At 67.3% G+C, this 25,604-nt stretch carries 23 protein-coding genes; 10 read left to right on the top strand and 13 right to left on the bottom strand.

Going from position 1 to position 25,604, the window contains the following annotated elements; genetic code table 11:
* Positions 1-51 precede the first annotated feature (51 nt).
* The 3 genes from U0177_RS13170 to U0177_RS13160 all read left to right on the top strand — a co-directional run bounded on the left by U0177_RS13170 (position 52) and on the right by U0177_RS13160 (position 4,098).
* Positions 52-465, top strand: coding sequence for a hypothetical protein (locus tag U0177_RS13170; protein ID WP_409571096.1), 414 nt, complete (start codon positions 52-54; stop codon positions 463-465).
* A 22-nt stretch (positions 466-487) separates the two neighbouring features.
* Positions 488-2,575: an alpha-galactosidase gene (locus tag U0177_RS13165; RefSeq protein WP_409571095.1), complete on the top strand. Its 2,088-nt coding sequence runs from the start codon at positions 488-490 to the stop codon at positions 2,573-2,575.
* 227 nt (positions 2,576-2,802) lie between these two features.
* Positions 2,803-4,098 (top strand): alpha-glucosidase/alpha-galactosidase, encoded by a 1,296-nt coding sequence (locus tag U0177_RS13160; protein ID WP_409571094.1) that lies wholly within the window; start codon positions 2,803-2,805, stop codon positions 4,096-4,098.
* A gap of 1,363 nt (positions 4,099-5,461) precedes the next feature.
* Here U0177_RS13160 and U0177_RS13155 read toward each other — a convergent pair.
* On the bottom strand, positions 5,462-6,340 hold the full coding sequence (locus tag U0177_RS13155) for an REP-associated tyrosine transposase (protein ID WP_409571093.1): 879 nt from the start codon (positions 6,338-6,340) through the stop codon (positions 5,462-5,464).
* Positions 6,341-6,636: 296 nt separating this feature from the next.
* On the opposite strand from U0177_RS13155, the gene U0177_RS13150 reads away from it, so the two are divergent.
* The 4 genes from U0177_RS13150 (at position 6,637) to U0177_RS13135 (ending at position 10,444) form a co-directional block, all read left to right on the top strand.
* A complete protein-coding gene (locus U0177_RS13150; RefSeq protein ID WP_409571092.1) occupies positions 6,637-7,581 on the top strand; it encodes a trypsin-like serine peptidase in 945 nt (314 codons plus the stop codon).
* 247 nt (positions 7,582-7,828) lie between these two features.
* On the top strand, positions 7,829-8,623 hold the full coding sequence (locus U0177_RS13145; protein ID WP_409571091.1) for a hypothetical protein: 795 nt from the start codon (positions 7,829-7,831) through the stop codon (positions 8,621-8,623).
* Between the two features lie 199 nt (positions 8,624-8,822).
* Positions 8,823-10,061: a mannosyltransferase family protein gene (locus U0177_RS13140; RefSeq protein WP_409571090.1), complete on the top strand. Its 1,239-nt coding sequence runs from the start codon at positions 8,823-8,825 to the stop codon at positions 10,059-10,061.
* Positions 10,062-10,072: 11 nt separating this feature from the next.
* Positions 10,073-10,444: a hypothetical protein gene (locus U0177_RS13135; RefSeq protein ID WP_409571089.1), complete on the top strand. Its 372-nt coding sequence runs from the start codon at positions 10,073-10,075 to the stop codon at positions 10,442-10,444.
* 78 nt (positions 10,445-10,522) lie between these two features.
* On the opposite strand, the gene U0177_RS13130 is transcribed toward U0177_RS13135, so the two are convergent.
* The 9 genes from U0177_RS13130 to U0177_RS13090 form a co-directional block, all read right to left on the bottom strand.
* A complete protein-coding gene (locus tag U0177_RS13130) occupies positions 10,523-11,701 on the bottom strand; it encodes a thiolase family protein (RefSeq protein ID WP_409571088.1) in 1,179 nt (392 codons plus the stop codon).
* A 215-nt stretch (positions 11,702-11,916) separates the two neighbouring features.
* Complete coding sequence (locus U0177_RS13125; protein WP_409571087.1) at positions 11,917-14,340, bottom strand: 3-hydroxyacyl-CoA dehydrogenase NAD-binding domain-containing protein; 2,424 nt, start codon at positions 14,338-14,340, stop codon at positions 11,917-11,919.
* Positions 14,341-14,610: 270 nt separating this feature from the next.
* Positions 14,611-15,489 carry a GNAT family N-acetyltransferase gene (locus U0177_RS13120; RefSeq protein ID WP_409571086.1) on the bottom strand — a complete coding sequence of 293 codons (879 nt, stop codon included), beginning with the start codon at positions 15,487-15,489 and terminating at the stop codon, positions 14,611-14,613.
* Between the two features lie 9 nt (positions 15,490-15,498).
* Complete coding sequence (locus U0177_RS13115) at positions 15,499-16,662, bottom strand: UDP-N-acetylglucosamine--N-acetylmuramyl-(pentapeptide) pyrophosphoryl-undecaprenol N-acetylglucosamine transferase (protein ID WP_409571085.1); 1,164 nt, start codon at positions 16,660-16,662, stop codon at positions 15,499-15,501.
* Positions 16,663-17,006: 344 nt separating this feature from the next.
* Positions 17,007-18,266 carry an acyl-CoA dehydrogenase family protein gene (locus U0177_RS13110; RefSeq protein ID WP_409571084.1) on the bottom strand — a complete coding sequence of 420 codons (1,260 nt, stop codon included), beginning with the start codon at positions 18,264-18,266 and terminating at the stop codon, positions 17,007-17,009.
* Positions 18,267-18,368: 102 nt separating this feature from the next.
* Positions 18,369-19,463, bottom strand: coding sequence for an acyl-CoA dehydrogenase family protein (locus tag U0177_RS13105; protein ID WP_409571083.1), 1,095 nt, complete (start codon positions 19,461-19,463; stop codon positions 18,369-18,371).
* A gap of 117 nt (positions 19,464-19,580) precedes the next feature.
* Complete coding sequence (locus U0177_RS13100) at positions 19,581-20,126, bottom strand: SCP2 sterol-binding domain-containing protein (protein WP_409571082.1); 546 nt, start codon at positions 20,124-20,126, stop codon at positions 19,581-19,583.
* Positions 20,127-20,289: 163 nt separating this feature from the next.
* The gene (locus tag U0177_RS13095) at positions 20,290-21,771 is read right to left on the bottom strand and encodes a PLP-dependent aminotransferase family protein (protein WP_409571081.1); all 1,482 of its coding nucleotides are present in this window, start codon (positions 21,769-21,771) and stop codon (positions 20,290-20,292) included.
* A 137-nt stretch (positions 21,772-21,908) separates the two neighbouring features.
* Complete coding sequence (locus tag U0177_RS13090) at positions 21,909-22,181, bottom strand: DUF3072 domain-containing protein (RefSeq protein WP_409571080.1); 273 nt, start codon at positions 22,179-22,181, stop codon at positions 21,909-21,911.
* Positions 22,182-22,317: 136 nt separating this feature from the next.
* Between U0177_RS13090 and U0177_RS13085 the strand changes: the two genes are divergently transcribed.
* Genes U0177_RS13085 through U0177_RS13075 form a run of 3 tightly spaced genes read left to right on the top strand, consistent with a single transcriptional unit; the run spans position 22,318 to position 23,996 of the window.
* Positions 22,318-22,977 (top strand): pyridoxamine 5'-phosphate oxidase family protein, encoded by a 660-nt coding sequence (locus tag U0177_RS13085; protein WP_409571079.1) that lies wholly within the window; start codon positions 22,318-22,320, stop codon positions 22,975-22,977.
* Between the two features lie 29 nt (positions 22,978-23,006).
* Positions 23,007-23,342: a cupin domain-containing protein gene (locus U0177_RS13080; protein WP_409571078.1), complete on the top strand. Its 336-nt coding sequence runs from the start codon at positions 23,007-23,009 to the stop codon at positions 23,340-23,342.
* 36 nt (positions 23,343-23,378) lie between these two features.
* On the top strand, positions 23,379-23,996 hold the full coding sequence (locus U0177_RS13075; RefSeq protein ID WP_409571077.1) for an FMN-binding negative transcriptional regulator: 618 nt from the start codon (positions 23,379-23,381) through the stop codon (positions 23,994-23,996).
* 144 nt (positions 23,997-24,140) lie between these two features.
* On the opposite strand, the gene U0177_RS13070 is transcribed toward U0177_RS13075, so the two are convergent.
* The 3 genes from U0177_RS13070 to U0177_RS13060 form a co-directional block, all read right to left on the bottom strand.
* A complete protein-coding gene (locus tag U0177_RS13070) occupies positions 24,141-24,422 on the bottom strand; it encodes a hypothetical protein (protein WP_409571076.1) in 282 nt (93 codons plus the stop codon).
* 392 nt (positions 24,423-24,814) lie between these two features.
* Complete coding sequence (locus U0177_RS13065; protein ID WP_409571075.1) at positions 24,815-25,012, bottom strand: hypothetical protein; 198 nt, start codon at positions 25,010-25,012, stop codon at positions 24,815-24,817.
* A 17-nt stretch (positions 25,013-25,029) separates the two neighbouring features.
* The gene (locus tag U0177_RS13060; RefSeq protein ID WP_409571074.1) at positions 25,030-25,536 is read right to left on the bottom strand and encodes a hypothetical protein; all 507 of its coding nucleotides are present in this window, start codon (positions 25,534-25,536) and stop codon (positions 25,030-25,032) included.
* Between the last annotated feature and the right edge of the window lie 68 nt (positions 25,537-25,604).

Raw genomic sequence — 25,604 nt, 5'->3', positions numbered from 1 at the left:
TCGCCGCGGGCTGGGAATGTGCTCGGGACGTAGGGCCGGGTGTACAGCAGTATGAATCGCAGGCTGGTCGCGCTGATCGCTCTGGCGATCGGGCTGGTGCTGGTGGCGGCCGGCTTCGCCGGCGCGCAGGGCGCTGGCCGCTCGCTGCAGAGCCGGCTGATCGCCCCCGGCGCCAGCGATGTCCAGGTGCGCTCGTCCGGCCTCGGCGAGCAGCGGATCTCGTACCACGCGCCAGGCGCGGCCTATGGCTGGTTCTTCACGGCGACGCGCAACCTCGCCGCCGACGGCTGGACGCCGCCGGTCGACACCCGCAGCCGCATTCGTACCGCGCCGGTGGTGTACTGGCGCATCACCCGGCTCTGGTTTGTGTACATCAGCGAGCGCGTGGCGCTGCAGGGCGAGCCAAACGACGCGCGGATCAGCATTCGGCGCGAGATCATTATCCCGCAGCGGCTCTGGCCCTAATCTCTGAGACAGGAGTTCCTCCATGCCGATCCATGCAACCGAGCACGGCTGGGTGATCGAGACAGACGCCACCGGCTACGCGCTAGGCCTGAACCCGGCCGGCCTGCTGGCGCATCGCTACTGGGGCGCGCGACTGAACGACCCGGCCGACTACCCGGCCGCGCCCGACCCGCTGGGCTGGGCGTCGTTCAACCACCCGGCCCAGCTCACCCCCGAAGAGTACCCCGGCCACGCGGGCCACAAGTTCGCCGAGCCGTGCCTCAAGCTGGCGTTCGCCGACGGCGTGCGCGACGTGGTGCTGCGCTTCGAGGCCGCCGAGGTGCTGCCCGGCGATACGCCCGAGCTGCGCGTGCGCCTGCGCGACAGCGCCTACCCGCTGGCTGTGACGCTGCACTACCGCGCCCACGAGCGCTACGACCTGATCGAGCGCTGGGCCACCGTACGCAACGACGGCGACGCGCCGGTCACGCTCGAGCGCGTCTGGTCGGCGCAGTGGCACCTGCCGCCCGGCGACACATACCGCCTGACGCACCTGACAGGCCGCCACAACGACGAGATGCACCTGCGCCGCGAGACGCTCGCACACGGCGTCAAGACGATCGACAGCCGGCGGATCACCACCAGCCACCACCACAGCCCCTGGTTTGCGATCGACCGCGGCGCCGCTGACGAGGAGCACGGCGAAGTGTGGTTTGGCGTGCTGGCCTGGAGCGGCAACTGGCGCATCAGCGCCGAAGTGACCGACTTTCTATCCACGCGCGTCAGCGTTGGCCTGAACGACTGGGATTTCGCGTGGCGCCTCGGCGGCGGCGAAACATTCGCCACGCCCAGCAGCTACGCCGGCTACAGCGCCGCCGGCTTCGGGCCGGCCAGCCGCCAGCTGCACGACCTGATCCGCGACACGTTTCTGCCGCACGGCGGCGCGGTTCACCAGGTGCTGTATAACTCGTGGGAAGCCACCGAGTTCGATGTCGACGAGCATTCGCAGGCCGCGCTGGCCGAGCGCGCCGCCGCCATGGGCGTCGAGCTGTTTGTAATGGACGACGGCTGGTTCCACGGCCGCAACCACGACAACGCCGGCCTGGGCGATTGGTGGCCCGACGCGCGCAAGTTCCCCAATGGCCTCACGCCGTTGATCGAGCGCGTCAACGCGCTGGGCATGGACTTCGGCCTGTGGATCGAGCCCGAGATGGTCAATCCCGACAGCGACCTGTACCGCGCGCACCCCGAGTGGGCCATCCACTTCCCCACCCGCCAGCGCACCGAGGCGCGCAACCAGTTGATCCTGAACATCGCGCGCCGCGACGTACAAGACTACCTGATCGACCATCTCGACCGGCTGCTGGCCGAGCACAACATCACGTTCATCAAGTGGGACATGAACCGCAATGTCAGCGAGCCTGGCTGGCCCGGCGCGCCTGGCGACCCGCGCGAGCTGTGGGTGCGCTACGTTCAGGGCCTGTACCGCATCTGGGGCACGCTGCGCGAGCGCCACCCGCACGTGATCTGGCAGAGCTGCTCGGGCGGCGGCGGCCGCGCCGACCTGGGAATGCTGCGCCTGGCCGACCAGATCTGGGTGAGCGACAACACCGAGCCGACCGCGCGCCTGGGCATCCAGGAGGGCTTCTCGCAGGTGTTCCCGGCCAACACCATGGAGGCGTGGGTCACCGACATGGGCGCGGGCTACCTGCCGCTGGAGTTTCGCTTCCACGTGAGCATGTGCGGCGTGCTGGGCGTGGGCGGGCACCTCGGGCGCTGGAGCGAGGCGCAGCGCGCCGAGGCCGCGCGGCATATCGCGCACTACAAAACCATCCGCCACCTTGTGCAGTTTGGCGACCAGTTCCGGCTGCGGTCGCCGCAGGCCCACGGCTTCTCGGCGGTACAATACGTCGGCAAAGACCGCGCCGAGGGCGTGCTGTTCGCGTTTCGCACACACCTGCCGCCGCCAGCGCTGCTGCCGCCGCTCTACCTGCGCGGGCTCGACCCAAGCGCGCGCTACGAGGTGGAAGGCTTCGACGGCGCGCGCTCGGGCAGCGCCTGGATGCACGCCGGCCTGCGGATCGAGCTGAGCGACTTCGGCAGCACCGTGCGGCGCATTCGCAGAGTGTAAAGGCGCGAGTACACTGTCAGCCGGTGTCGCGTATTTCCAAGGCCATCGAACATCCATGTCATGCTGAACGAAGTGAAGCATCTCCGCGCTGCATCATTGAGGAAGCAAAGCTTCGCTCACCATGGCAACGAAACACGGTGCAACGTTCCAGACAAAGAACTGATCGCGCGACCAGAACTGAGCAGCATACACCGACAAGTGCCGCTCTCTTGAAGAAAGGCTTCACCATGGCGAAAATAACGTTTATCGGCGCTGGCAGCACCGTGTTCGCGAAAAACCTGATCGGCGACATCCTCGGCTTCCCCGAGCTGGCGAACTCGACGATCAGCCTGTTCGACATCGACGCCGAGCGCCTGCGCACCTCCGAGATCGTTGCGCGCAAGCTCGCCGCCACGCTTGGCGCCAACCCCACGATCGAGGCCACCACCGACCGCCGCCGCGCGCTCGATGGCGCCGACTACGCGATCTGCATGATCCAGGTGGCCGGCTACAAGCCCGGCACCGTGGTCGATTTCGAGATCCCCAAGAAGTATGGCCTGCGCCAGACGATCGCCGACACGCTTGGCATCGGCGGGGTGATGCGCGGGCTGCGTACCATACCGGTGCTGCTCGACATGTGCCGCGACATGGAAGAGCTGTGCCCGAACGTCACGTTCCTCCAATATGTCAACCCTATGGCTATGAACTGCTGGGCGATCAGCCGCGCCAGCTCGATCAAGACAGTGGGCCTGTGCCACAGCGTGCAGCACACCGCGCACGAGCTTGCGCACGACATCGGCGTGCCGTTTGAAGAGATCAACTATGTCTGCGCCGGCATCAACCACGTGGCGTTCTACCTGCGCTTCGAGCACAACGGCGCGAGCCTGTACCCGCGCATCCGCCAGGTGATCGACGAAAACCGCGTGCCGGGGCACAACCGCGTGCGCTACGAGATGTTCAAGCGCCTGGGGTACTTCGTCACCGAGTCGAGCGAGCACTTCAGCGAATACACGCCCTGGTTCATCAAGCGCGACCGCCCCGACCTGATCGAGCGCTTCAACATCCCGCTCGACGAGTACATTACGCGCTGCGAAAACCAGATCGCCGGCTGGCACGCCATGAAGGCGCTGTACGAGAGCGACGAGCCGATCGAAGTGCGGCGCAGCCCCGAGTACGGCTCGCTGATCATTCACTCGATCGAGACGGGCACGCCGCGCGTAATCTACGGCAATGTGCCGAACCACGGCCTGATCGACAACCTGCCACAGGGCTGCTGCGTCGAGGTGCCGGTGCTCGTCGACAAAAGCGGCCTCCAGCCGACCAAGATCGGCGCGCTGCCGCCGCAGCTGGCCGCGCTGATGCAGACAAACGTCAACGTGCAGGCGCTCACCGTCGAGGCAGCGCTGACGCGCAAGCGCGAGCATATCTACCACGCGGCCATGCTCGATCCGCACACCGGCGCCGAGCTGGATCTCGACCAGATCTGGTCGCTTGTCGACGACCTAATCGCCGCGCATGGCGACTGGCTGCCACAGTACAGCTAGCCGCGATACCTTTCAAATACGGTGACCATAGACGTTTGCCACAAAGACACAAAGTCTCGAAGGCGCGCTGCAGCCGCATATCCTTTGCGTCTTTGTGTCTTTGTGGCGATTTGACATGGATTGGCTCTCGCCCTGGAAACCCGCCAACATCAAAGACACAAAGAAGGCGCGCTCGGGGAAACCGTGGCCCACGGCCGCTGAGCCTGCCGCCGATGCATGCCTTGATTGCGAGGCAGGCTGGCTGCCAGGGCAGCGCCAGTAGCGTGCCGCCGCCGAAGCAGGCTTCGTGCAACGGCTGATTCCCTTCGCGCAGCCGCTGACTCCCTTCGCGCAGCGCGTGCTCGCTTCGTGCAACCGCTGACTCCCTTCGTGCAGCGCGTGCTCGCTTCGTGCAGCCGCTGACTCCCTTCGTGCAATCGCTGACTCCTTTCGTGCTGCGCGTGCTTGCTTCGTGCGGCCGCTGATTCCCTTCGTGCAATCCCTGCTTCACACGCCCTCACCGACGGCAGAAGAAATGCAGCCGTGCCAGCCTCGGTTGCGCGGTTGCAAACCGCGCCTACATTGCGCGGTTGCAAACCGCGCCTACCCTCGCTCTTGTGCGCCGGTTGCGCGGTTGCAAACCGCGCCTACCATTACCCTTGGGTGCCGATTGCGCGGTTACAAACCGCGCCGACCATTGCGCGGTTGCAAACCGCGCCTACCATTACCCTTGGGTGCCGATTGCGCGGTTCCATACCGCGCCGACCATTGCGCGGTTCCAAACCGCGCCTACCATTACCCTTGGGCGCCGATTGCGCGGTTCCATACCGCGCCGACCATTGCGCGGTTCCAAACCGCGCCTACCATTACCCTTGGGTGCCGATTGCGCGGTTCCATACCGCGCCTACATTGCGCGGTTACAAACCGCGCCTACATTGCGCGGTTGCAAACCGCGCCTACATTGCGCGGTTACAAACCGCGCCTACCATTCCCTTGGGCGCCGGTTGCGCGGTTGCATACCGCGCCTACCCTCGCTCTTGTGATCCGATTGCGCGGCTGCAAACCGCCTACATTGCGCGGTTGCAAACCGCGCCTACCCTCGCTCTTGGGCATTGGCTCCATCCCCGGCTGTAGGCGCGGCTTCTAGCCGCGCGGGTTGTTTACGCCGATTGCGCGGTTCCAAACCGCGCCTACCCTCGCTCTTGTGCGCCGGTTGCGCGGTTGCATACCGCGCCTACCCTCGCTCTTGTGCGCCGATTGCGCGGTTGCATACCGCGCCTACCCTCGCTCTTGTGCACTGCATTGTCCCTCACTGTAGGCGCGGCTTCTAGCCGCGCGGGTTGTCTACGCAGGCTGCCCGGCTTCTAGCCGCGCGGGTTGTTGGTCAACCGCCTTCGGAAGGCTGCCAATCGCGGTTTCGGATCGTGCCTGGCTCGCCCCATCCCCACCCTGCCGGGTAGGCACCCTTCTCGCGCCAGTAATGGTAGCTGCTGTGCGGCCACTCTTCGGGCCTCTCGACGAGCCGGTGGCTTACCGGGTTGTAGTGGATGTAGTCAAGATGTCGCTCGAAGTCGTGCTCATCTCGGATGACGTGATCCCAGAAGCGTTTCTGCCAGAATTTCATTCCACCAGAGATACCGAGCAGGGCCTTGTACTGCTTCGTGAAATGCGGCTTGAGCGAGTGCATAATATCGCTGAAATTGCTCTCGCCCGTTGGCCGGATGAGCAGATGAAGGTGATCGGGCAAAAATACATATCCGAGCATAGCAAACGGATGCAGCTCCTTCACCTGGCCAAGAACCCCCCGTAGCAGTTCGACATGTTGTGGCTCGCGAAACACCGGCGCGCGTCGATCGACCACTTGGGTGATGAAGACAATCGCATTCGGCACATAGTAACGGTGGATGTTCATATGCTTGGGGTACCGCTCCTTCACGTCAATCGTGCGGTTGAAAACCACACCTACACGCCTAACACCGCTCGTTCGCGCTGGGAGACACGGCTTGCCGCCTCGCTCCTTCTCGTCAATCGTGCGGTTGAATATCCGCCACGTGCGGTTGAAAACCGCACCTACACGCTTGCCGCCTCGCTCCTTCTCGTCAATCGTGCGGTTGAATATCCCCGGTGAGATGCCCGGTCGAATATCCGCCGTGCGGTTGAAAACCGCACCTACACGCTTGCCGCCTCGCTCCTTCTCGTCAATCGTGCGGCTGAATATCTGCCACGTGCGGTTGAATATCCGCCGTGCGGTTGAAAACCGCACCTACACGCTTGCCGCCCGCTCCTGTCGTGAGCCGGGCGAGTGTACGAGTCGAGAATGAAGCCCGGCAGCAAGCATTCGTAATCGCAAAGTTAACAAAATATTCATGTAAAACGCACATCGCCGCACGTTCAATTATCAGAACAGCAATAAAACCACCAGATTAAACCATCAGAAACAGCACTAGATACAAAAAGCATTCGGCATGCTTTTTTCGCAGGAGGTGATGTAGCAGACCATACGCGCCACCCATCTCAGGCTATGGATTGTTAATGATCGGCATTACAAGGAGCACTACTATGCGCAGTTCACTCATCTTCAACACCCCCGTTCGCAAGGCTACGATCGTGCTCGTTGCAGCGCTAGCTCTGCTGATCGGGGCCGTACCAGTCGGCGCCCAATCCTCAACCGCCAAACCGGCATTCAATCCGAACACGGTCGTCTCGAGCGATGGCAGTATGCCGGCCGCAGCCTCCGCCGAAGCGATCGGCCAAACCTACTCGCCGGCATTTGCCGGCCAGGGTGGCGCCGGCAAGGGCGCGGTTATCGCGCTGCCGCGCCTGCGCGGCGTGACGGCCGGCGCCGAGCCGGAGAGCATCATTGGCCCCGACAACCGCTACCCCATCAGCAATACCAAGGCCTACCCCGCCCGCGCGGTCGCCCTGATGACCATGAGCACCGGGCGGTGCACTGCCTGGATGATCGGCGCAGATACGGCCGTCACCGCCGGGCACTGTGTATTCGACGGTGGCGCCTGGTCGACGAACGTGCGTATCTACCCCGGCTACACCGGCACCTCGGCGCCGTACGGCTACTGCACTGCGCGCCGCCTGTATTCGGTGACGGGCTGGACAGTGAGCGGCAATTCCGACTACGACTACGGCGCGGTCAAGCTGAACTGCAAGGTCGGCAACACCGTCGGCTGGTTCGGCTTCCGCTGGCAATCGGCCACGCTCAACGGCCAGGGCACGATCGTGCAGGGCTACCCCGGCGATAAGCCGTACACCCAGTGGGCCGCGAACGATTTCGTGCGCGTCACCTACGCCCGCAAGATTTTCTACGCCAACGACACCACCGGCGGCGAAAGCGGCTCGCCCGTCTACAACGCTATCTCGGGCTGCAACCCCTGCAGCATCGCCGTTCATACCAATGGCGTCGGGCTGTATGGCCAGCCGTACAACAGCGGCACGCGCATCACGCAGGATGTGTTCAACAACCTGATTGCATGGCGCAATGCGGCGTAGCCCGGCGGTCGCCCTACAGCGCCTCGCCACACGGCAGGGCGTACACAGGAGGGGTGGGGGGGGGGGGCCTGGCCTCGCTCGCACCCCTTCTTTTTAGCCGTCGCGGGAGCAATACAATAGGTGGAACAATTTCCCCGCGAGCTACGTCACTCTTTCGTGGAAATACATCGGCGTGGCATTGTCGAACCGCTGTGTTTTTGAAAGTAAGAGCAGGTGTGACCTGCTAACGTGGCACATGGAGGAGTTGATGAACACACACATTGTACGCGCATTGGCGCTTGCGCTGGCGGTGGGGATGTTGGCCGGCTGTGGCAGCGCGGCGAACACGGGCTCGGCCGGCCAGGCGGGCGCCTCGGCTGTGGCGGCGCCGGCAGCAGGCCAGCCGACACTTCTCCCAACGTACGCATCGCAATCGGCCGACAGCCAGGCGCCGGGGAGCCTGGCCAGCAGCGCCGCCAGCCCAGGCAGCGATACCTCAGCGCTCACCCCCGGAGCGGGCGCGACCGAGCCGGTGGTGACAAGCCCAGGAGGCACTGTGCAGACTTCAAGCGGAAGTGAGCCTGGCGCGCCCGGCAGCGCCGACGGCAGCCCAGCTACCGCTGGCGCTCCGACCGAACAGCCGGTACAATGGCAGGTATTCAGCGACAAGGCGCTGGGCTTTTCCATCCAATACCCTAGCACGTATCAAGCGGCGAGCGATCCTGCTGCGCAGACGCCGGCCGGCCTGCTGGGGCAGATCCGCTTCAGCGACACGGCGCTCGCGGCGAGCGACAGCGGGCTGCCCGAGCTGCCGCAGTTCACGGTCGACGTTTTCAGCAACAGCGGCAAGCTCCCGCTCGATCAGTGGCTCGACAGCGCCAAGGTGCAGGGCAATCGCGTGCCGGTCGTGATCGATAATCTGCAGGGCTACCAGGTAACCCTGAACATCGAGCTGGCGCCGAATCAGTTCTACTACATCGCCAATGGCGCGCATATTTACAAGCTCACTCCGCTCGGCGAGTACGGCGAGCAGATGCTGAAATCATTCCAGGCGCGCAGCTGACGTAAAGAAACTAACTTAGGAGTTACGCACTTGCGTGCCTCGGCTTGCTCAAGGTACGCGATTGAGCCTGCGGCAGCGCGGAGCGGGGAAAAACCGCACACACTACGGAGAAGAGTACCGCTCTGCCAAAGGCTGAGGGCACCAACTGCGTAGGTTCTACAACTATTGCGCGCCTGCGCGACCAACCACCGGTACTTGCATGAGCATACGACCCGAGCAGCAGCGCCAGCCGGCCGGCCCACTACCGCCGCCAACCACAATCGCCTCGGCCGCAACGGCGGCCGGGGCGGTGCTGCTGCTACGGCTGCTCTACGGCCTGCTGGCGCTGCCGATCAGCGCGCTGTTCCCGCGCACCCCCGCCGAGGCGCGCATAGCGCTCGCGCCGGGCGGTGCGCCGCTGGCCGCCTGGCTCGACCGCGTGCTGCTGCAGCCATGGCTGCGCTACGACGCAGTGCTGTACTACGCGATCGTCGAGCATGGCTACAGCGTGCGCGAAAACACCGCCAACTTCCACCCGCTCTACCCGCTGCTGGGCGCCCTGCTGGCGCCCCTGGCCGGCGGCAACATTGCGCTGGCGCTGCTGCTAGTATCGACGCTGGCGGCGAGCGTGCTATTTGTGGTGTTCGAGCGCTACGTCGCGCGCTTCGCCGACGCCGCCAGCGCGCGCCGGGCAGCCTGGCTGCTGTTTCTGGTGCCGCCTGGCTTTGTTCTGCTGGCGCCCTACACCGAAAGCACGTTTCTGGCGCTGGCGGTGGCCGCGCTGTGGGCGATGCGCGCCGAGCGCTGGTGGCTGGCCGGGCTGCTGGCCGGCCTGGCCACACTCACGCGCCAGCAGGGGCTGGCGCTGGCGCTGCCGCTGGCCTGGGGGCTGCTGGCCGCCATCCGCGCGCGGCGCACGCGCTGGTGGCACGCTGCCGCAGCCGCGCTGGTGCCGCTGGCCTACGCCGCCTTCGTGCTCTACCGCGTCGCCGCGCTCGGCGACATGGCCGCGCTGGCGGCGGCGCGCGGGCCGCTCGACCTGCTGCATAAGATCCTGGTGTCGCGCGCGGGGATTGTCGCCGGGCAGCGGATCGCCTGGCCGTGGGAGCTGCTGATCGACCAGCTGCGGCTGATCGCGCGCTCGGACCCGAACTACCACCTGCTGATCGATCTGCTGCTGGGCTGGGCGCTGGTGGCTGCGGCGCTGCTGAGCCTGCCGCGCATGCACCCGCTCGAGCGGCTGTACACGCTGGCGATCGTTGGGCTGGCGCTGTGCTACTATATCGGCGACATCAACCCATACATGGCGCTGCCGCGTCATATTCTGCTGGCGTTCCCGCTGTACATCCCGCTGGCCGCGCAGCTCGGCGGCCCGCGTTTCCGGCTGGTGGCGCTGCTGCTGCTGGCGGTGAACCTGCTGCTGGCCGGGCTGTATTTCTTTCGCGGCTGGATCCCATGAGGAGGCACACTATGGCACAGCCCGCGCAGCTCGCAGACGTATTCGCGCAGCTCAAAGCGATTATCGAGCCATTCGCCGCGTGGCTGAAGGTCGAGGCCGACACCGCCAGCGGCTATTCGCTCAATACGCCCTACGTCGAGCAATGGAAGAAAGAGCTGTTCTTCGGCGCAGTGCAGATCAAAAAGAACTATGTCAGCTACCACCTGATGCCCGTGTACATGTACCCCGACCTGCTCGAGGGCATCGCGCCGGCGCTCCAAAAGCGCATGCAGGGGAAATCGTGCTTCAACTTCACGGCGCTCGACCCGGCGCTGCTGGCCGAGCTGGCCCAGCTGACCGAGCGCGGCTTCGAGCGCATGCGCCAGGAGTACGGGATTGCATAAACCACACAGCCACGCAGCCGGCACGACGCGCCGGCTGCGTGGCTGTGTGGCTGCCTCTGTTTCGAGCAGCTAAAGCGCCTAGCTCAGGCGCTCGATCACGCCCGCGGCGCCCTGGCCGCCGCCTACGCACATCGTCACCAGGCCGTAGCGCCCGCCGCTGCGCTTCAGCTCGTGCAGGATCTGCACTGTCAGCTTCGCGCCCGAGCAGCCCAGCGGGTGGCCCAGCGCAATCGCGCCGCCGTTCACGTTTACCTTTTCCTCGTCGATCTCGAGCGCGCGGATCACCGCGATCGCCTGGGCCGCGAACGCCTCGTTCAGCTCGATCAGGTCGATGTCGGCCAGCGACAGGCCGGCCAGCTTCAGCGCCTTCGGCACCGCCGCCACTGGGCCGATGCCCATGATCTCGGGCGGCACGCCGCCCACCGCGAACGACACAAACCGCGCCAGCGGCGTGATGCCCAGCGCGTCGGCCTTCTCGCGGCTCATCACCACCACCGCCGCAGCGCCGTCGCTGGTCTGCGACGAGTTGCCGGCCGTGACGCTGCCCTTGGCCGCAAACACCGGCCTGAGCTTGGCCAGCGCGGCGGCGTTGGTGTCGCGGCGCGGCCCCTCGTCGGCGTCCACCACGGTGGTGGCGCGGCGGCGCTGGCCGCCCTCGAACCAGACATTCTCAACCTCGACTGGCACGATCTCATCTTTGAACTTGCCGGCGTCTTGCGCCGCCGCCGCGCGCAGGTGCGACCTCAGTGCAAAGGCGTCCTGGTCGGCGCGGCTGACGCCGTACTTCTGAGCGACGTTCTCGGCCGTCAGGCCCATGCCCAGGTACACCTCGGGGTTGATCTCGGCCATCGCCGGGTTTGGCGCGAAGTGGTGGCCGCTCATCGGCACCAGGCTCATGCTCTCGGCGCCGCCGGCCACCAACACGTCGGCCATGCCGCTCATGATCTGCTGCGCCGCCAGCGCGATCGTCTGCAGGCCCGAGGCGCAGAAGCGGTTCACCGTCTGCCCCGGCACTTCCACCGGCAGGCCGGCCCGCAGCGCGGCCACGCGGCCCATGTTCAGCCCCTGCTCGGCCTCGGGCATCGCGCAGCCCAGGATCACATCCTCAACCTCTTTCGGGTCGAGGCCCGGCGCGCGCTCGATCGCCGCATTGATCGCCGCCGCCGCCAGATCGGCGGTATGGACGCTCCGCAGCCCGCCGCGCGGCGCCTTACCCACCGCAGTGCGCGCGGCCGAAACGATAACTGCCTCTCGCATATCTATAGCTCCTTGCATGTTCGCCACCAAGGCACAGAGCAGACTGAAGATCTATCATCATAGGAGTTACGCACGTGCGCTCTTCGGCTCCCTCGAGCGGCGAAATTGCGCCTGTGGCAGCATGGTACCGCTCTGCCGAATGCCAAGCACGCCAACTGCGTTTGTCCTACATCAACAAGAACCTCCGTGCCCTCTGTGCCTCTGTGGTGAGATCACTAGTTTCGCAGCGGCTTGCCGGTCTGCAAGATCGCCATCATACGTTCCTGGGTCTTCGGCTCGAGCACCAGCTTGGCGTTCTCCTCGAACTCCAGGTCCAGCAGGTACTGCTCCGTCACCCATTGCGGGCTGGTGAGGTCGCCGCCGCTCATCACGAACGCCAGCGCCTTTGCCACCTTCACATCGTGCGCGCTGACGTAGCCGCCCACGCGCATGCCGTGCAGCGCCGCCGACACCGCCCCAATGCCGCGCCGGCCCAGCGCGTACACCGGCTCGCCACCAGCCGGCGGCGGGGCGTAGCCCGCGGCGGTCATCTCGAGCACCACCTGCTTGGCCTCGCCGATCAGCCGCTCTTTGTTCATCACGACCACGTCGTCTTTGTCGAAGAAGCCCAGCTGGCGGCCCTGCTCGGCGCTCTCGGCCACCTTCGCCATGGCGATCGTCTCGAAGGCTTTCTGGAAGTACGGCAGCGCGTCGGTGCCCGGCGCGGCCATGTGCGGCGACACCTGGCGGCGCACGAACTCTTTGCAGCCGCCCCAGCCCGGCACAATGCCCACGCCAGCCTCGACCAGGCCGATGTAGGTTTCGGCCGCCACCACCCGGCGCGAGCTGGCCAGCGAGATCTCGGCGCCGCCGCCCAGCACCCGGCCGTACGGCGCGGCCACCACCGGCTTGGCGCTGGTGCGGAAGCGCATGAACAGATCCTGCATCCCGCGCGTGAACTGGCTCACCTGCTCGGCCTGGCCGCTGGCCACGCCCATCATCACAATGCCCAGGTTCGCGCCGGCGCAGAAATCGCTCGACTGGTTGCCGATCACCATGCCGGCCCACCTGTCGTCTTTCAGCAGCTCAAGCGCCTTGAAGCCTATCTCCATGATCAGCGGGTCGAGCGAGTTGACTTTGGAGTGGAACTCAAAGCACAGCACGCCGTCGCCCAGGTCGAGCACGCTGGCGCTCTCGTTGCGCGCCAGCTCCTTGCCCTGCGCGCGCAGGTCGTCGAGCACGATCACGCCGGTGGGGCGCGCCAGCGGCGCATAGGCGCCCGCCGCCGCGTCGTACACGCCCACCACCCGGCCGCCCTCGCTCTGGTAGAACGACTCGAAGCCATTCGCGAGCATCTGCTCAACCCACGGCGCCTGCGCGATGCCGCGTTCCTTCATCATGCCGGCGGCCTTGCGCAAGCCCAGCGCGTCCCACATCTGGAACGGGCCAAGCTGCTGGCCGAAGCCCCAGCGCATCGCGTTATCGACATCGGCGATCGAGTCGCTGATCTCGGGAATGCGCCGCGCGGTGTACGCCAGCGTCTTCAGCGTCGTCTCGCGCAGAAACTGGCCGGCGCGGTCGATGTCGGCGTTATCCATAATGAAGCGCAGCCGGGCGCGCAGATCCTCGATCTTGCGGGCCTTGCCCACTAGCTCGAAGCGCGGCTTCTTGGGCGGCTCGTGCTGCATGGTCTGCACGTTCAGCGGCCAGAACTCCTTGCCGCCGGCGCCCTTCTCTTGCTTGTAGAAGCCAACGCCCGACTTATTGCCCAGCCAGCCGCGCGCCACCATGTCTTCGAGCAGCGGCGGCAGCGTGAACGCCTCGCGCTCTTCGTCGTCGGGCACGGCCGCGTACAGGTTGCGCGTCACGTGCACCGGCACGTCGATGCCCACCAGGTCGAACAGCCGGAAGGTGGCGGTTTTGGGGTTGCCGATCAGCTCGCCGGTCAGGCTATCGACCTCCTCGACCGAGTAGCCGTGCTCGAGCGCGTAGCTTACGCGCACCTGGCCGCTGTAGGTGCCGATGCGGTTGGCGATGAAGTTCGGGCGATCCTTGGCCAGCACCACGCCCTTGCCCAGGCGGCGGTCGGCGAAGCTGCTGATCGCCTGCACGACCTCGGGCGCGGTATCGGGCGTGGGGATCACCTCGAGCAAATACAGGTAGCGCGGCGGGTTGAAGAAGTGCGTGCCCAGAAAGTGCCGGCGGAACTCTTCCGAGCGCCCCTCGGCGATCGCGGCAATCGGGATGCCGCTGGTGTTCGACGACACAATGCTGCCGGGCTTGCGCACCTGCTCGATGCGCTCCATCAGCGCGCGCTTGGGCTCGAGCTGCTCGACGATCACCTCGACGATCCAGTCGGCGTCGGCGATCAGCCCCAGGTCGTCGGTCAGGTTGCCGAGCGTGATCTGCTCGGCGCGCTCGGGCGTGAACAGCGCAGCCGGCCGGGCTTTCTTCACGCGGTCGAACAGCATTGTGACGATCCGGTTGCGCACCGCCTTCGACTCGAGCGTCAGGCCCTTCGCCTGCTCTTCGGGCGTCAGCTCGTTTGGCGCGATATCGAGCAGCACCACCTGACAGCCGGCGTTGGCGGCGTGCGCGGCGATACCGCCGCCCATAGTGCCCGCCCCAATCACGGCGACTTTGGTAATCGGTTGGGTCATGGTATCTCCTTTGATAGCTCGCTATCCTGGTGCCTTCGCCTGTACCTGTCGGGGCGCTTCGCCCCCATGCCCCCGTTCAGGCGAACCTTGCAGGTTGCCCTAAAATCAATACCCTTCAAATACAGTGGGCATATACGTTTGCCACAAAGACACAAAGTCTCGAAGGCGTGCTGCAGCCATATATTCTTTGAGCCTTTGGGGTCTTTGTGGCTATTTGAAGCGTATTGGCCCTACAATCCATCCAGCAAAAAAGCGCAATCGCGCCGAGAGCTACGGGGCCAAAGCGACCCCATAGTAGTCAAATGTCGCCACGTGCTCGAACCCAAGCGAGCGGTAGAGCGTATATGCCGGCGTATTCTCGGTCTCGACCTCGATGTACATTGGCGCATCGCCGCGCGCGGCCAGGTCGGCCAGCGTGCGCACGATCAGCCCGCGGCCGTAGCCGCGGCCGCGGTACTCGGGCTGCACCACCAGGCCGTAGATGTAGGCGTCGCCATTGAGCAGCTGCACATTCGCGGTGCCGGCGGCCGCGCCCGCGTGCCGGGCAATGTAGTAGTGGTAGTTTGGCCGGCGCATGTTGCTGGCGATATGCGCGGCGATGCCGGCCGGGTCGATGCCCATATCCGCCGCCAGAATCTCGGCAATCGCCCCGGCGTCGTCGGCGGCTGCGTCGGCGATCTCAAGCTCAGAGGCGGGCAGCGCCAGCGCGCCGGTGCTCGCGCGCCGCAGCTTGTGCTCGGCAAACCGGCGCGTCGCGCCGAGCGCCACAAGCGCGTCGATCAGCGGTCGCGCGCGCTGGTCGGCCGCCACGATCAGCGTGCTGCTGCCCTGCGCGCGGCACGCCGCTCGCGCCGCGTCGACAAGCCTGCCGCCGATCGGCTCGGGCGTGGCGGCCGGGTCGATCAGCCCGGTGGCCTCGGCCTCGTCGTCGCCCAGGCCCTCGACATTTAGAAAGCCCACCAGCCGGCCGCGCTGGTACGCCAGGAACTGGTTGGGCACATCGCCGGCGACGCGCAGCGCATCCCACACCAGCCGTGCCTCGCCATGCCCGGCGGCCTGGCTAGCCTCGGCCAGCCGGCGCACCTGCGCCAGCTCGGCGTCGCCAAGCGCCGCGCGGTCGATCACTTCCAGAACAGTTGATTTAGCCATGCGACCTCGTCATATCCTGGCGCCTGCCAGCGCCAGCAGCGCGCGCGCCACTTCGCGCGCGGCCTCGGGCCGGCCCAGCGCGAGCGCCGCGCGGCCCATCGCGTCCAGCCGCGCCCGGTCGGCCAGCAGCCCGCGCAGATCGGCCAGCAGCCGCGGCCCGCTCAGCTCGGCCTGCGGGATGATCGCCGCCGCGCCGGCCTGCGCGCACATACGCGCGTTGCGCGTCTGCTCGTCGCCGCCGGTCGGCACCAGCGGCACATACAGCGCCGGCTTGCCCAGCACGCAGATCTCGGCGATCGTGCCGGCGCCGGCGCGCCCGACCACCAGGTCGGCCAGCGCGAACACGTGCCGGATCTCGTCGCCGACAAAGCGCGTGAGGTAGTAGCGCCGCCGCAGCGGCTCGGGCAGCAGCGCCGCGGCCCGCTCCAGCCGGTCGTAGTCTTGCTCGTCGCCCTCGGGCTGGCGGCCGCACTGGTGCACGATCCGGCACTCGGCCAGCAGCTCGGGCAGCGCCGCCTCGACCGCGCGGTTGATCACGCGCGCGCCCTGGCTGCCGCCGGTTACATACACCGCCGGCAGCGCGTCGTCGCCGGGCGCGAAGCCGGCCAGCCGCGCGCCGGTGGCTCGGTCGCCGCCAAAGATCGCCGGCCGTACGGGGTTGCCCGTCACCAGCGTGCGCGCGCGCAGCGCGGGCGGCAGCTCGGCGGCGGCGCTCGCAAACGAAAGCGCAATGCGCGTAGCGAAGCGCGCGGTGATGCGGTTGGCCAGGCCGATCTGCACCGTCTGCTCGTGGGTGAGGATCGGCCGGCGCAGCAGCCAGGCCGCGAGCACCGGCGGCACGCCGACATACCCGCCGGTACTCAGGACGACATCGGGCGCGAAGCGCCACACCAGCGCCAGCGCCTGGGCCACGCCCACCGGCACGCGCAGCGCGTCGGTCGCGTTTTCCAGGCTGAAGTAGCGCCGCAGCTTGCCCGTCTCGATGCCCACAAAATCCAGCCCGGCCGCCGCGACAATCCCCTGCTCGATGCCGCGCCGGCCGCCGACGTAGCGGAACACTGGCTGGCAGCCGGCGGCCGTAGCCAGCTCGCGCGCCGCGTCGATGATCGCCAGCGCCGGGCTGATATGGCCGCTGCTCCCGCCGCCGGTCACAAGAATTCGGATAGTTCGCATGCAGGCTATTGTAGCATTCATTCACAGGGCATACGCGGTCGCCTGCGATATGGCCTTGTTTCTGCCTGCGGCAGCTATGTGCTCAGATTGTGGCGCTTTGCGCCACAATCTGAGCATCATCCAGGAAAAAGTACCGCTCTGCCGAAGGCAAAAACGCGCAGCGCGTAAGATGGTACGTGTTCATCTTCCGTGGGGGGTTTTTGCGCTCCGCGCGGAAAACCGCCCACGATACGGAGCATAGTACCGCTCTGCCGAAGGCTGAAGGCGCCAACTGCGTAAGTCATACTAGTATTCGCGCATGCGGGCGAAGCACGTGCGGCCGGGCAAATGCCCCTGCAGGCAGCCTAGCGCAGCTCTTTGCTGCTGTAGCCCAGCAGGCGGCGCGCCACCACCAGGCGGTTGATCTGGCCGGTGCCCTCGTAGATGTCGTTGATACGCGCGTCGCGCATCCACTTCTCCACCAGCAGCTTGCACGAGTAGCCCTCGGGCCCGAGCAGCTCGACTGCCTTCTGCGCCACGAAGTTTGCCACCGCGCCGGCCTTCACCTTGCACATCGAGGCCTCGAGCGTATTTTCCTCGCCGGCGTCCATCTTGGCGGCAGCTTTCAGCACCATCAGCCAGGCCGCGCGGTGCTGCGCTTCCATCTGCAGCAGGTCGCGCTCGATCGCCGTCTGCTGGTGCAGCGGCACGCCATAGCGCACCTTGACGCCGCGATCCTTCAGGTATTTAGCGGTGAACTCAAGCGTCGCCCGGCTGATGCCCATGGCGCCGGCAGCCACCGCCGGCCGCGTGGCGTCAAACGTCTTCATGGCGCCGCGGAAGCCCTTGGGCGCGCCCTCGGCATCGCTGGCGCGCGCCACCTCGGCGCTGCCGAGGATGTTGTCGTAGGGAATGCGGCAGTCTTGAAACACGATCGCCGCCGTGTCGGAGGCGCGGATGCCATGCTTGTGCTCGAGCTTGGCCACGGTCATGCCCGGCGTGCCCGACTCGACCACGAACGGCTTCATGCCCGCGCGGCCGGCCGAAGGGTCGACGGTGGCCCACACCACCACAAAGCCCGGCGACTCCTTCGCGGCCATCAGGCCGCTGGTGACAAAGATCTTCTCGCCGTTCAGGATCCACTGCTTGCCGTCGTCGGTGAGGCGCGCGGTGGTGCGGATCGAGGCGGTGTCCGACCCGGCGTGCGGCTCGGTCATGGCCATAGCGCCCCACTTCGGCTCGCCCTCGGCAAAGCGCTTCAGGAAGCGCTCCTTCTGCTCGGGGGTGCCGGTGGCCTCCACCGCCGCGCCGCCCAGCGCGCCGCCGGGGGTGCTGAGGTACAGCCCGGCATCGCCCCACGAGAGCGCCTCGACGGTGTGGATCATCAGCAGGTTGCCGATGCGCGGCTTCTTCTCACCGCTCGAGCTGCTCTTCTCGCTCGACACCGACAGCGTGCGGCCGCCCTGGGCGCGCACCGTCTGCCAGATCATATTAATATAGTCCCACGGCCGCTCGCCCTCGTGCTCGTCGTAGTAGCGCGCCACCGGGCGCATCACTTGCTCGCCGAGCATCGTCAGCAGCTGCATCTGGCGCTCGATCGGGGTGGGAAGCTCGAAATCGATCATGTCATAACTCCATTGTTGAAGGTTGGCAGGTTAAAGGGCTGCAGATTACTGCATCGCCTTGTTGCGCAACCTGGAACATTCTAGCGGTTCAACCTTCAACCATTAAATCATCGCCATCCCGAGGAACGTGGTGAAGCCGCGGCCATTGCGCAGCCAGCGCTCGACCGGGTGCTCGCGGATGTAGCCGTGCCCGCCCAGCACCTGCACGGCCCGGTCGGTCACAAACAGCACGGCCTCGTCGGCGTACTGCTTGGCCAGCACAGCCGTCTGCGTCGCGTCTTTGTTCTGGTCAAGCGTCCAGGCGGCCTCCCAGGCCATCAGGCGCGCCGCGTCGATCTCGATCGCCATCTCGGCCAGCATAAACGCGATCGACTGGTACTGCGCGATCGGGCGGCCGAAGGTTTCGCGCTGCTTGGCGTAATCGCGCGCGTACTCAAACGCGCCGCGCGCCACGCCCACCGCAAACGAGGCCAGCGCCACGCGCGAGTAGTTCAGCAGCAGGTCGATGTTGCAGCCGGCGTCGCCGCCCAGCCGCGCGTCGCGCGGCACGCGCACATCCTCGAGCTTCACCTCGTACGTCGGCAGCGCGCGCAGGCCCATGTTCTTCTCGCGCTCAAGCACCGTCACGCCGCTGGCGCCTTTCTCGACGACAAACGCCTGCGTGGCGCCGCTCTCGCGGGCGTACACCAGCATCATCTCGGCGTCGGCGGCCAGCGGAACAAACGCCTTGTGGCCATTCAGCACATAGCTATTCTGCGCGCGCTCGGCGGTGGTGCTCAGCGCGTGCGGGCTCCAGTCCCAGTGCGGCTCGATCAGCGCGGCGGTAGCCGGCACGAAGTTGGCGTCGGTGAGCCTGGGCAGCCACTTCTTCTTCTGCTCGTCGGTGCCGCAGTGCAGCAGCGGGATGCCGAACAGGTTCGGCGCCAGCAGGTACATGCTCATCGGCAGGTCGCCGTAGGCCAGCTCCTCGGCCGCCAGCACGCCCGTCACCGCCGAGTGCTCGTCGCCAAAGCCGCCGTACGCCTCGGGTATCGCGCTCGGCAGCAGGCCCAGCTCCCAGCCGGTGGCGATCAGCTCGGGCGGGGTGGCGCCGTGCTCGTCGGCGTCGTGGGCGGCCGGGCGCACCCGCTCGGTGGCGTAGCGCCGCACCGTCTCGATGATCAGCTGCTGCTCATCATTAGGCGTAAAAGAGATCATTGGTATCTCCTATCCTTAGAGGGGTCTGCTCGTGACAAGATCGGCGGGTTGCGCGCAGGGTGCAAAGGCGATACTCAGCGCAAAGCCAGCCTGCCGCCCGAGCATCGCACGAGCCTATCACGAAGCCAGCGCGCCGATCTGCATCAGCAGCGGCAGGCTGCCTTCGAACTTGAGCTTGCCGGTCATGAACGCCATCTGGCCATTCAGGTCGCCGCGCAGCATGGCCTGGTAATCGTCGGCGGTCATGCGCATTGTCAGCGTCGGCTCGGGCTGGTTGCTGAACACCATCGTGCTTTCCCACGAGCTTCCGTCCGAGCGTGTCAGGTCGAGGTTGACCGTGCCCTTGAGGTTTTGCACAACGCTCACCTTTCCGCGCTGCACAAAATCGACAAACGTATCGGTTGCGCCGTCGCTGGCCACCGCGCGCCAGGAGTCGTAGCTCATCTGCACGAGCAAGTCGGGATCGCTCACCGCGCCCGGCAGCACCTCAACCTGCGGCCCGGCCGAGCGCAGGGTGTAGGTGCCGCCATTCTCGCCACTGATCTCAACAACCGCCGTAAGCGGCGGCTGTGCGTTGGCGGTGTCGGGCGCGGCCGCAACTGCGGCGGCATACTGCTGCGGAATAAGCTCTTCGAAGTACGACTGAACGGTGACATCGGCCATGTGGCGCTCCCTTCTCGTGCAGCGATTGCTTTGTGTGTCTACACCGACACTATGGATGCGGTCGTCGTGGAAAAAATGGCGTGTGCCGCGTCCCCTCGCGGCATGACGCAGTGTACCATGGCCATGTTGCGCCGATGTTGCGAATATGTTGCAGCGCCGCGTGCTAGCCTGTGGCGGCCAGCGCTGCGGCCAGGCGCCGCACGCCCGCGCCAATCTGCATCGCGTCGAGCGCGGTATATCCCAGCAGCAGCCCGCCCGGCCGCGGCGTCTCGAGCACATAGCGCGCCAGTGCCGGCGCCTCGACACCCGCGGCGGCAGCGCGCGCCGAGGCCGCCAGGTCGTCGGCGCCGGCGGGCAGCCAGCCCACCAGATGCATGCCCGCCTCGGCCGGCGCAAGCGCCAGCGCGCCGGCCAGGTGCTCGCGCGTGGCCGCCACCAGCGCGGCCTGGCGCTCGGCGTACAGCGCGCGCATGCGCCGGATATGCCGCGCGAAGTGGCCCTCGGCGATGAAATCGGCCAGCGCGGCCTGCTCGACCGTCGGGGCGTGCCGATCGACCACCGCGCGAGCGGCGGCAAAGGCGCCGGCCAGATCGGGTGGCGCCACCAGGTAGCCCAGCCGCAGCGAGGGAAACAGCACCTTCGAGAAGGTGCCGACATAGCACACCCGGCCGGCGCGGTCGAGCCCCTGCAGCGAGGCCAGCGGCCGCCCGGCGTAGCGATACTCGCTATCGTAGTCGTCTTCGAGCACCCAGGCGCCCGCGCGCTCGGCCCACTCGAGCAGCGCCAGCCGCCGCGCCAGGCTCATCGTCACGCCGAGCGGGTACTGGTGCGAGGGCGTGACATACGCGAGCCGCGCCGCCGGCGCGCGCGCCGCCCCGGCCGCCACATCCAGCCCTTCGGCGTCGATCGGAACGGCAATGCAGCGCGCCCCCGCGCCAGCCAGCGCGGCGCGCGCGCCGTGGTAGCCCGGGTCCTCGACCCACGCCGCGTCGCCTTCGTCGAGCAGCAGCCGCGCGGCCAGGTCGAGCGCCTGCTGCGAGCCGCTGACGATCACCACCTGGCGCGCGTCGCAGCGCACCGCCCGCGCCGAGCGCAGGTAGCCGGCGATCGCCTCGCGCAGCGGCAGGTAGCCCGCCGGGTCGCCATAGCTCAGCAGCTCGCGCGGCGGCTGGCGCCAGCGCCGCTCGACCATGCGCCACCATACGTCGAATGGAAATGCGTCGAAGGCCGGCTGGCCGGGCCGAAACGAGATCACGGGCTGCTCGGGCGCGGCGCCGGGCGTGGCCACGGGTGCGGCAATCAGGCGCGCGCCGCGCCGCGAGAGCAGCCCAGCCGGGCGGCGCGGCGGGGTGGTCACCGGCCGCTCGGCGGGCGAGGCGGCCAGCAGATCTTCGGGCAAAACGCGCGCCACGTAGGTGCCCGAGCCAACACGGCCTTCGACATAGCCTTCCGCGAGCAGCTGGGCGTAAGCCTCAAGCACGGTATTGCGCGAGATCGCCAGCCGCGCCGCCAGCCCGCGCGTCGCCGGCAGCCGCGAACCAGCCGGCAGCCGGCCGCCTAAGATCGCCGCGCGCAGCGCCTCGTAGAGCTGGCGGTGCAGCGGCGACGGCGCGGCCGGGTCGAGCGTGAGGAGTGGTTCGAACATACGCCCCCTTTCGCAAAATGGCACCCCCACATTAGCGAAAAGTGGCGCTTGCGTCAAACCAATGATCGGCTATGCTAAAACAGCGCGACGGGCAGGCAGCAATGCTCCCCGCCCGCCGCGCTGGCACGCGATCGGTTCTAGCGCGCCTGGTCGTTCAGGCCACGCCCGGTTTTGTGCTGCAGCTCGTCGATGCGCTTCGAGGCTTCGGCCTTCGAGAGCGTCTCGTCGAACGGCTCGCCGGCCTCGTCGGAGAGCGTTTTAAGGTACGAGCGCTGCGCGCCGGTCATCGGCTCGTCGCCAGTGGTCCACTCGTCGGGATCCTTGACGGTGTTGCCCTGCTCAAGCGCGTCGGCCTGGCTCGTATCGCCGGCGCGCCGTGGCGCATCGGCGCTGTGCTTTTTGTTGGTCATAGCGCACCTCACCTTTGGGTGAATACAATCGTCGGCGAAAGCCGAACACCTGTTTCATTGCACAAACCATACCACGGCCGGAGCCGCGCGGCGGCAGGCCGCCGACCAGCCGAGCCGCCACCAGAAAGGGCCAGCCATGCAGGAGACATTCGCCAAAACCAGCCGCAGCCAGGTGAAACGCCACCCCGAGCGCGGCCGCTACGACGCCGCGAGCATCTACCCGATCGTCGACGCGGCGCTGATCTGCCACGTCGGGTTCGTCGACGAAGGCCAGCCGTTCGTGATTCCAATGCTGCACGCGCGCGAGGGCGATAGCATCCTGCTCCATGGCGCCAGCAGCAGCCGGCTGCTCAGGTACGCCGAGGCCGGCGGCGAGCTGTGCATCACGATCACGCTGCTCGACGGCATTGTGCTGGCGCGCTCGGTGTTCAACCATTCGGTGAACTACCGCTCGGCGGTGCTGTTCGGGCGCGGCCAGCCGATCGAGGGCGAGGCCGAGCGCCTGCGCGCGCTTGAGGTCTTCACCGAGCGGCTCATCCCCGGCCGCTGGCGCGACGCACGGCCGCCCAGCCAGGCCGAGCTGCGGCAGACCGCGATCGTGGTGGTGCCGATCGACAGCGCCACGGCCAAGATCCGCACCGGCCCGCCAAAAGACGCCACCAGCGACCTCGAGCTGCCGGTGTGGGCCGGCGTGCTGCCGCTGCACCAGGCCGCCGGCACGCCCATCCCCGAGCCGGAGCTTGCGCCGGACGTGCCGCTGCCCGAGTATCTGCGCGCCTACCAGGCGCAGGACTGAAACCGCCTAGCATCAGAAAGGATTGCGCTATGGAGGCTTTCGCGATCGACGACCTGCTCGCCCAGCAGGGCCAGGGCGGGCGCGCCTACCTCGAGTTCCTGCGCGTGCCGGCCATGAGCGCCGGGCTGTATGTGCTGCCGGCCGGCGCGAGCGACCCACAGCAGCCGCACAGCGAGGACGAGCTGTACTATATTGTGCGCGGGCGCGGCCAGATCTTCGTCGCGGGCGCGAGCCAGCCGGTTGGGCCGGGCAGCCTGGTGTATGTGAAAGCGCACGACGAGCACCGCTTTCACGATATCGCCGAAGAGCTGGCGATCCTGGTGTTTTTCGCGCCAGCCGAGTACAGCAACGCCCCGGCGCAGTAGCCTTTAGAGCTGGCATCATAAGAGGAACTGAACGCCATGTACAACCCCCGGCACTTTGAAACCAGCGATATCGCCGGCATGCACGCGCTGATGCGCCAGCACAATTTCGCCATCCTGGTGACGCAGCACGGCGGCGCGCCATTCGCCACACACCTGCCGTTCCTGCTGGACAAAGCGCGCGGCCCGTACGGCACGCTACTAGCGCACCTGGCCCGGCCCAACCCGCAGTGGCACGACCTCGCGGCCGGTGGCGAGGCGCTGGTGATTTTTCAGGGAGCGCACGCCTACATCTCGCCGTCGTGGTACGCCAGCGCGCCGAGCGTGCCCACCTGGAACTACTCGATCGTGCACGCCTACGGCACGGCGCGCATTGTCGACGACCGCGCCGAGCTGTACGCCATGATGCGGCGCCTGGTCGAGACGCACGAGTCCGGGTTCGAGCGGCCGTGGCGGATGGATCTGCCCGAGAATTACATGGAGCGGATGCTGCGCGGCGTGGTTGGGTTTGAGCTGGCGATCACGCGGCTTGAGGGCAAGAGCAAGCTCAGCCAGAACCGCGACGCCGCCGACCGCGCCGGGGTGGCCGCGGCCCTGAGCGCCAGCGCCGACCCGCTTGCCGCCACGGTGGCCGCGCAGATGCAGGCCGAACACTAAACTGCTTTCGCGGTACTCTTCTCCAGAAGTCGCGTGCAGCCTTTTCTCCGCGCTCTGCGCGGAAAAACTGCACATCTCGTATTGCACTGCGTGGCGAAGCCATGCAGTGCAATACGTCCCAGGCGATGATCGCCGAAGAGCGTATCAGTCGGCGAAGACGCGGTAGTTAAGCATCGGGAACGGGTTGTCCCACTCCTCAACCGCGTCGAGAAAGGCGCAGTCTTCTTCCGACCAATCTGCAGCCTCGGCCAGCGGGGCATTGCCGTCGCAGCGCAGCAGGTGCTCGCGCGGGCGGCGGATCGCCTCGGCGTCAGGCCTGCGGCTCAGCAGCAGCGGCCAGTCGCCGACTGCGCCAGCAGCAGCTCGCGCACCGCCTGCGACAGCGCGCGCTCGGTGTCGCCCTGGCGCATTTGGAAAGCGCCGCACCAGCATCTCGGTCGGTCTTCAACCTCGGCGATCGCCTGGCGCAGCGGCGCGCGGCCGGCGCATCCCACGGCCGGTGGTAGTCGCCTGCGGCCCACGAGCCGTCGCGCAATGTCACGCTGAAGCGCGGGCGCAGGCTCTGCAGGTAGGCCAGAGGCGTGGTGAGCGCCAGCGATCGGCGCTCGGCGAACGCCTCGATCATCGCGCGCAGCCAGGTCGGGCCTTCGAACCAGCCGCGCCCGAGTACGTCGAGGTCGAGCGGAACCACCGGCAATGCCCGGCCGGTCGTGGCGCTCGCGGAAGCGCTCGCTCGGCGGCCACAAAGCTTACTGAAGTGCACCGCGTGCTCCCGAGCGCGCCGGAAGGCATCGTAGGGGTCGTACAGCGTCTCGGCCTCACCACCAGGCCGCTGCGCCACAGCGCCAGCCCCGATCGCGCGTCGCGTCGCGGCGCGCGCGGTACAGCGGGTCGCCGGCGGCACCAAGCGTGGGCGCCATGATCTGGGCGGCGGCCTCGGGGTCGCGCACCAGCACGGCGAGCTGGCGCGCCGCCAGCCAGCGCGGGCGCAGGTGCGGCACGTCGGCGCGCGTCACGCTCGACGGATCGACGATCAGGTAGCGGCTGCCGCCGGCCGCACCAGCGGCTCGGCGCCGCGGGGCTGTAGCCGCACTCGGGCAGCCACAGGCCGTGCGGGCGCGCCCCCAGGCGCCGGGTGATCGCCAGCGCGCCCACGTTCCGGGCGCGCCGCGAGGCGGTGCGCTATACAGCGGCAGGTAGGCGTGGGTCGCGGCGCTGCTGAGCGGCTCGGCCAGCCCATCGGCGCCAGATCGCGCAGCGCGGCGACGAGGTTGCGATTATAGCGCCCGGTGAAGCCAAGAATGCCGCGCCCCCACTCGAGGGTGAAGCGCGCCAGGTAGGCGCGGTGCGGCCGCCCCTCGCGCTCCCAGCCAGTCACCGCCGCGTCGGTCGTCGCGCCAGCCGGCGCTCCATCCACAAAGAATGCTTGCACCACGTTGTCGGCCAGCTGCTCGATCAGCACCGGCGAGTACGCCGCCAGGCCCACGTGCGGCTGCACCCCAAGCTCGCGCAGGTCGTAAAGCGCATTCAGCGTGGGCAACCAGCGCGTCGGCGATCGTTTCGTGCAGTAGTCTTCGCCGGTCGGCTCATGCCCGGCGGCGCGCAGGT

The sequence above is a fragment of the Kouleothrix sp. genome, assembly GCF_046328425.1.
In the GTDB taxonomy this organism is placed as follows: Bacteria; Chloroflexota; Chloroflexia; order Chloroflexales; family Roseiflexaceae; genus Kouleothrix.
This window is presented reverse-complemented; position numbering and strand designations above follow the sequence as displayed.

Excerpts from the sequence above, each read along its gene's own strand:
- U0177_RS13105 (WP_409571083.1), bottom strand. The coding sequence starts at position 19,463 with ATGATCTCTTTTACGCCTAATGATGAGCAGCAGCTGATCATCGAGACG.
- U0177_RS13140 (WP_409571090.1), top strand. The coding sequence starts at position 8,823 with ATGAGCATACGACCCGAGCAGCAGCGCCAGCCGGCCGGCCCACTACCG.
- U0177_RS13160 (WP_409571094.1), top strand. The coding sequence starts at position 2,803 with ATGGCGAAAATAACGTTTATCGGCGCTGGCAGCACCGTGTTCGCGAAA.
- U0177_RS13165 (WP_409571095.1), top strand. The coding sequence starts at position 488 with ATGCCGATCCATGCAACCGAGCACGGCTGGGTGATCGAGACAGACGCC.
- U0177_RS13090 (WP_409571080.1), bottom strand. The coding sequence starts at position 22,181 with ATGACCAACAAAAAGCACAGCGCCGATGCGCCACGGCGCGCCGGCGAT.
- U0177_RS13095 (WP_409571081.1), bottom strand. The coding sequence starts at position 21,771 with ATGTTCGAACCACTCCTCACGCTCGACCCGGCCGCGCCGTCGCCGCTG.
- U0177_RS13080 (WP_409571078.1), top strand. The coding sequence starts at position 23,007 with ATGGAGGCTTTCGCGATCGACGACCTGCTCGCCCAGCAGGGCCAGGGC.
- U0177_RS13145 (WP_409571091.1), top strand. The coding sequence starts at position 7,829 with ATGAACACACACATTGTACGCGCATTGGCGCTTGCGCTGGCGGTGGGG.
- U0177_RS13130 (WP_409571088.1), bottom strand. The coding sequence starts at position 11,701 with ATGCGAGAGGCAGTTATCGTTTCGGCCGCGCGCACTGCGGTGGGTAAG.
- U0177_RS13100 (WP_409571082.1), bottom strand. The coding sequence starts at position 20,126 with ATGGCCGATGTCACCGTTCAGTCGTACTTCGAAGAGCTTATTCCGCAG.
- U0177_RS13170 (WP_409571096.1), top strand. The coding sequence starts at position 52 with ATGAATCGCAGGCTGGTCGCGCTGATCGCTCTGGCGATCGGGCTGGTG.
- U0177_RS13110 (WP_409571084.1), bottom strand. The coding sequence starts at position 18,266 with ATGATCGATTTCGAGCTTCCCACCCCGATCGAGCGCCAGATGCAGCTG.
- U0177_RS13135 (WP_409571089.1), top strand. The coding sequence starts at position 10,073 with ATGGCACAGCCCGCGCAGCTCGCAGACGTATTCGCGCAGCTCAAAGCG.
- U0177_RS13150 (WP_409571092.1), top strand. The coding sequence starts at position 6,637 with ATGCGCAGTTCACTCATCTTCAACACCCCCGTTCGCAAGGCTACGATC.
- U0177_RS13085 (WP_409571079.1), top strand. The coding sequence starts at position 22,318 with ATGCAGGAGACATTCGCCAAAACCAGCCGCAGCCAGGTGAAACGCCAC.
- U0177_RS13115 (WP_409571085.1), bottom strand. The coding sequence starts at position 16,662 with ATGCGAACTATCCGAATTCTTGTGACCGGCGGCGGGAGCAGCGGCCAT.
- U0177_RS13125 (WP_409571087.1), bottom strand. The coding sequence starts at position 14,340 with ATGACCCAACCGATTACCAAAGTCGCCGTGATTGGGGCGGGCACTATG.
- U0177_RS13075 (WP_409571077.1), top strand. The coding sequence starts at position 23,379 with ATGTACAACCCCCGGCACTTTGAAACCAGCGATATCGCCGGCATGCAC.
- U0177_RS13120 (WP_409571086.1), bottom strand. The coding sequence starts at position 15,489 with ATGGCTAAATCAACTGTTCTGGAAGTGATCGACCGCGCGGCGCTTGGC.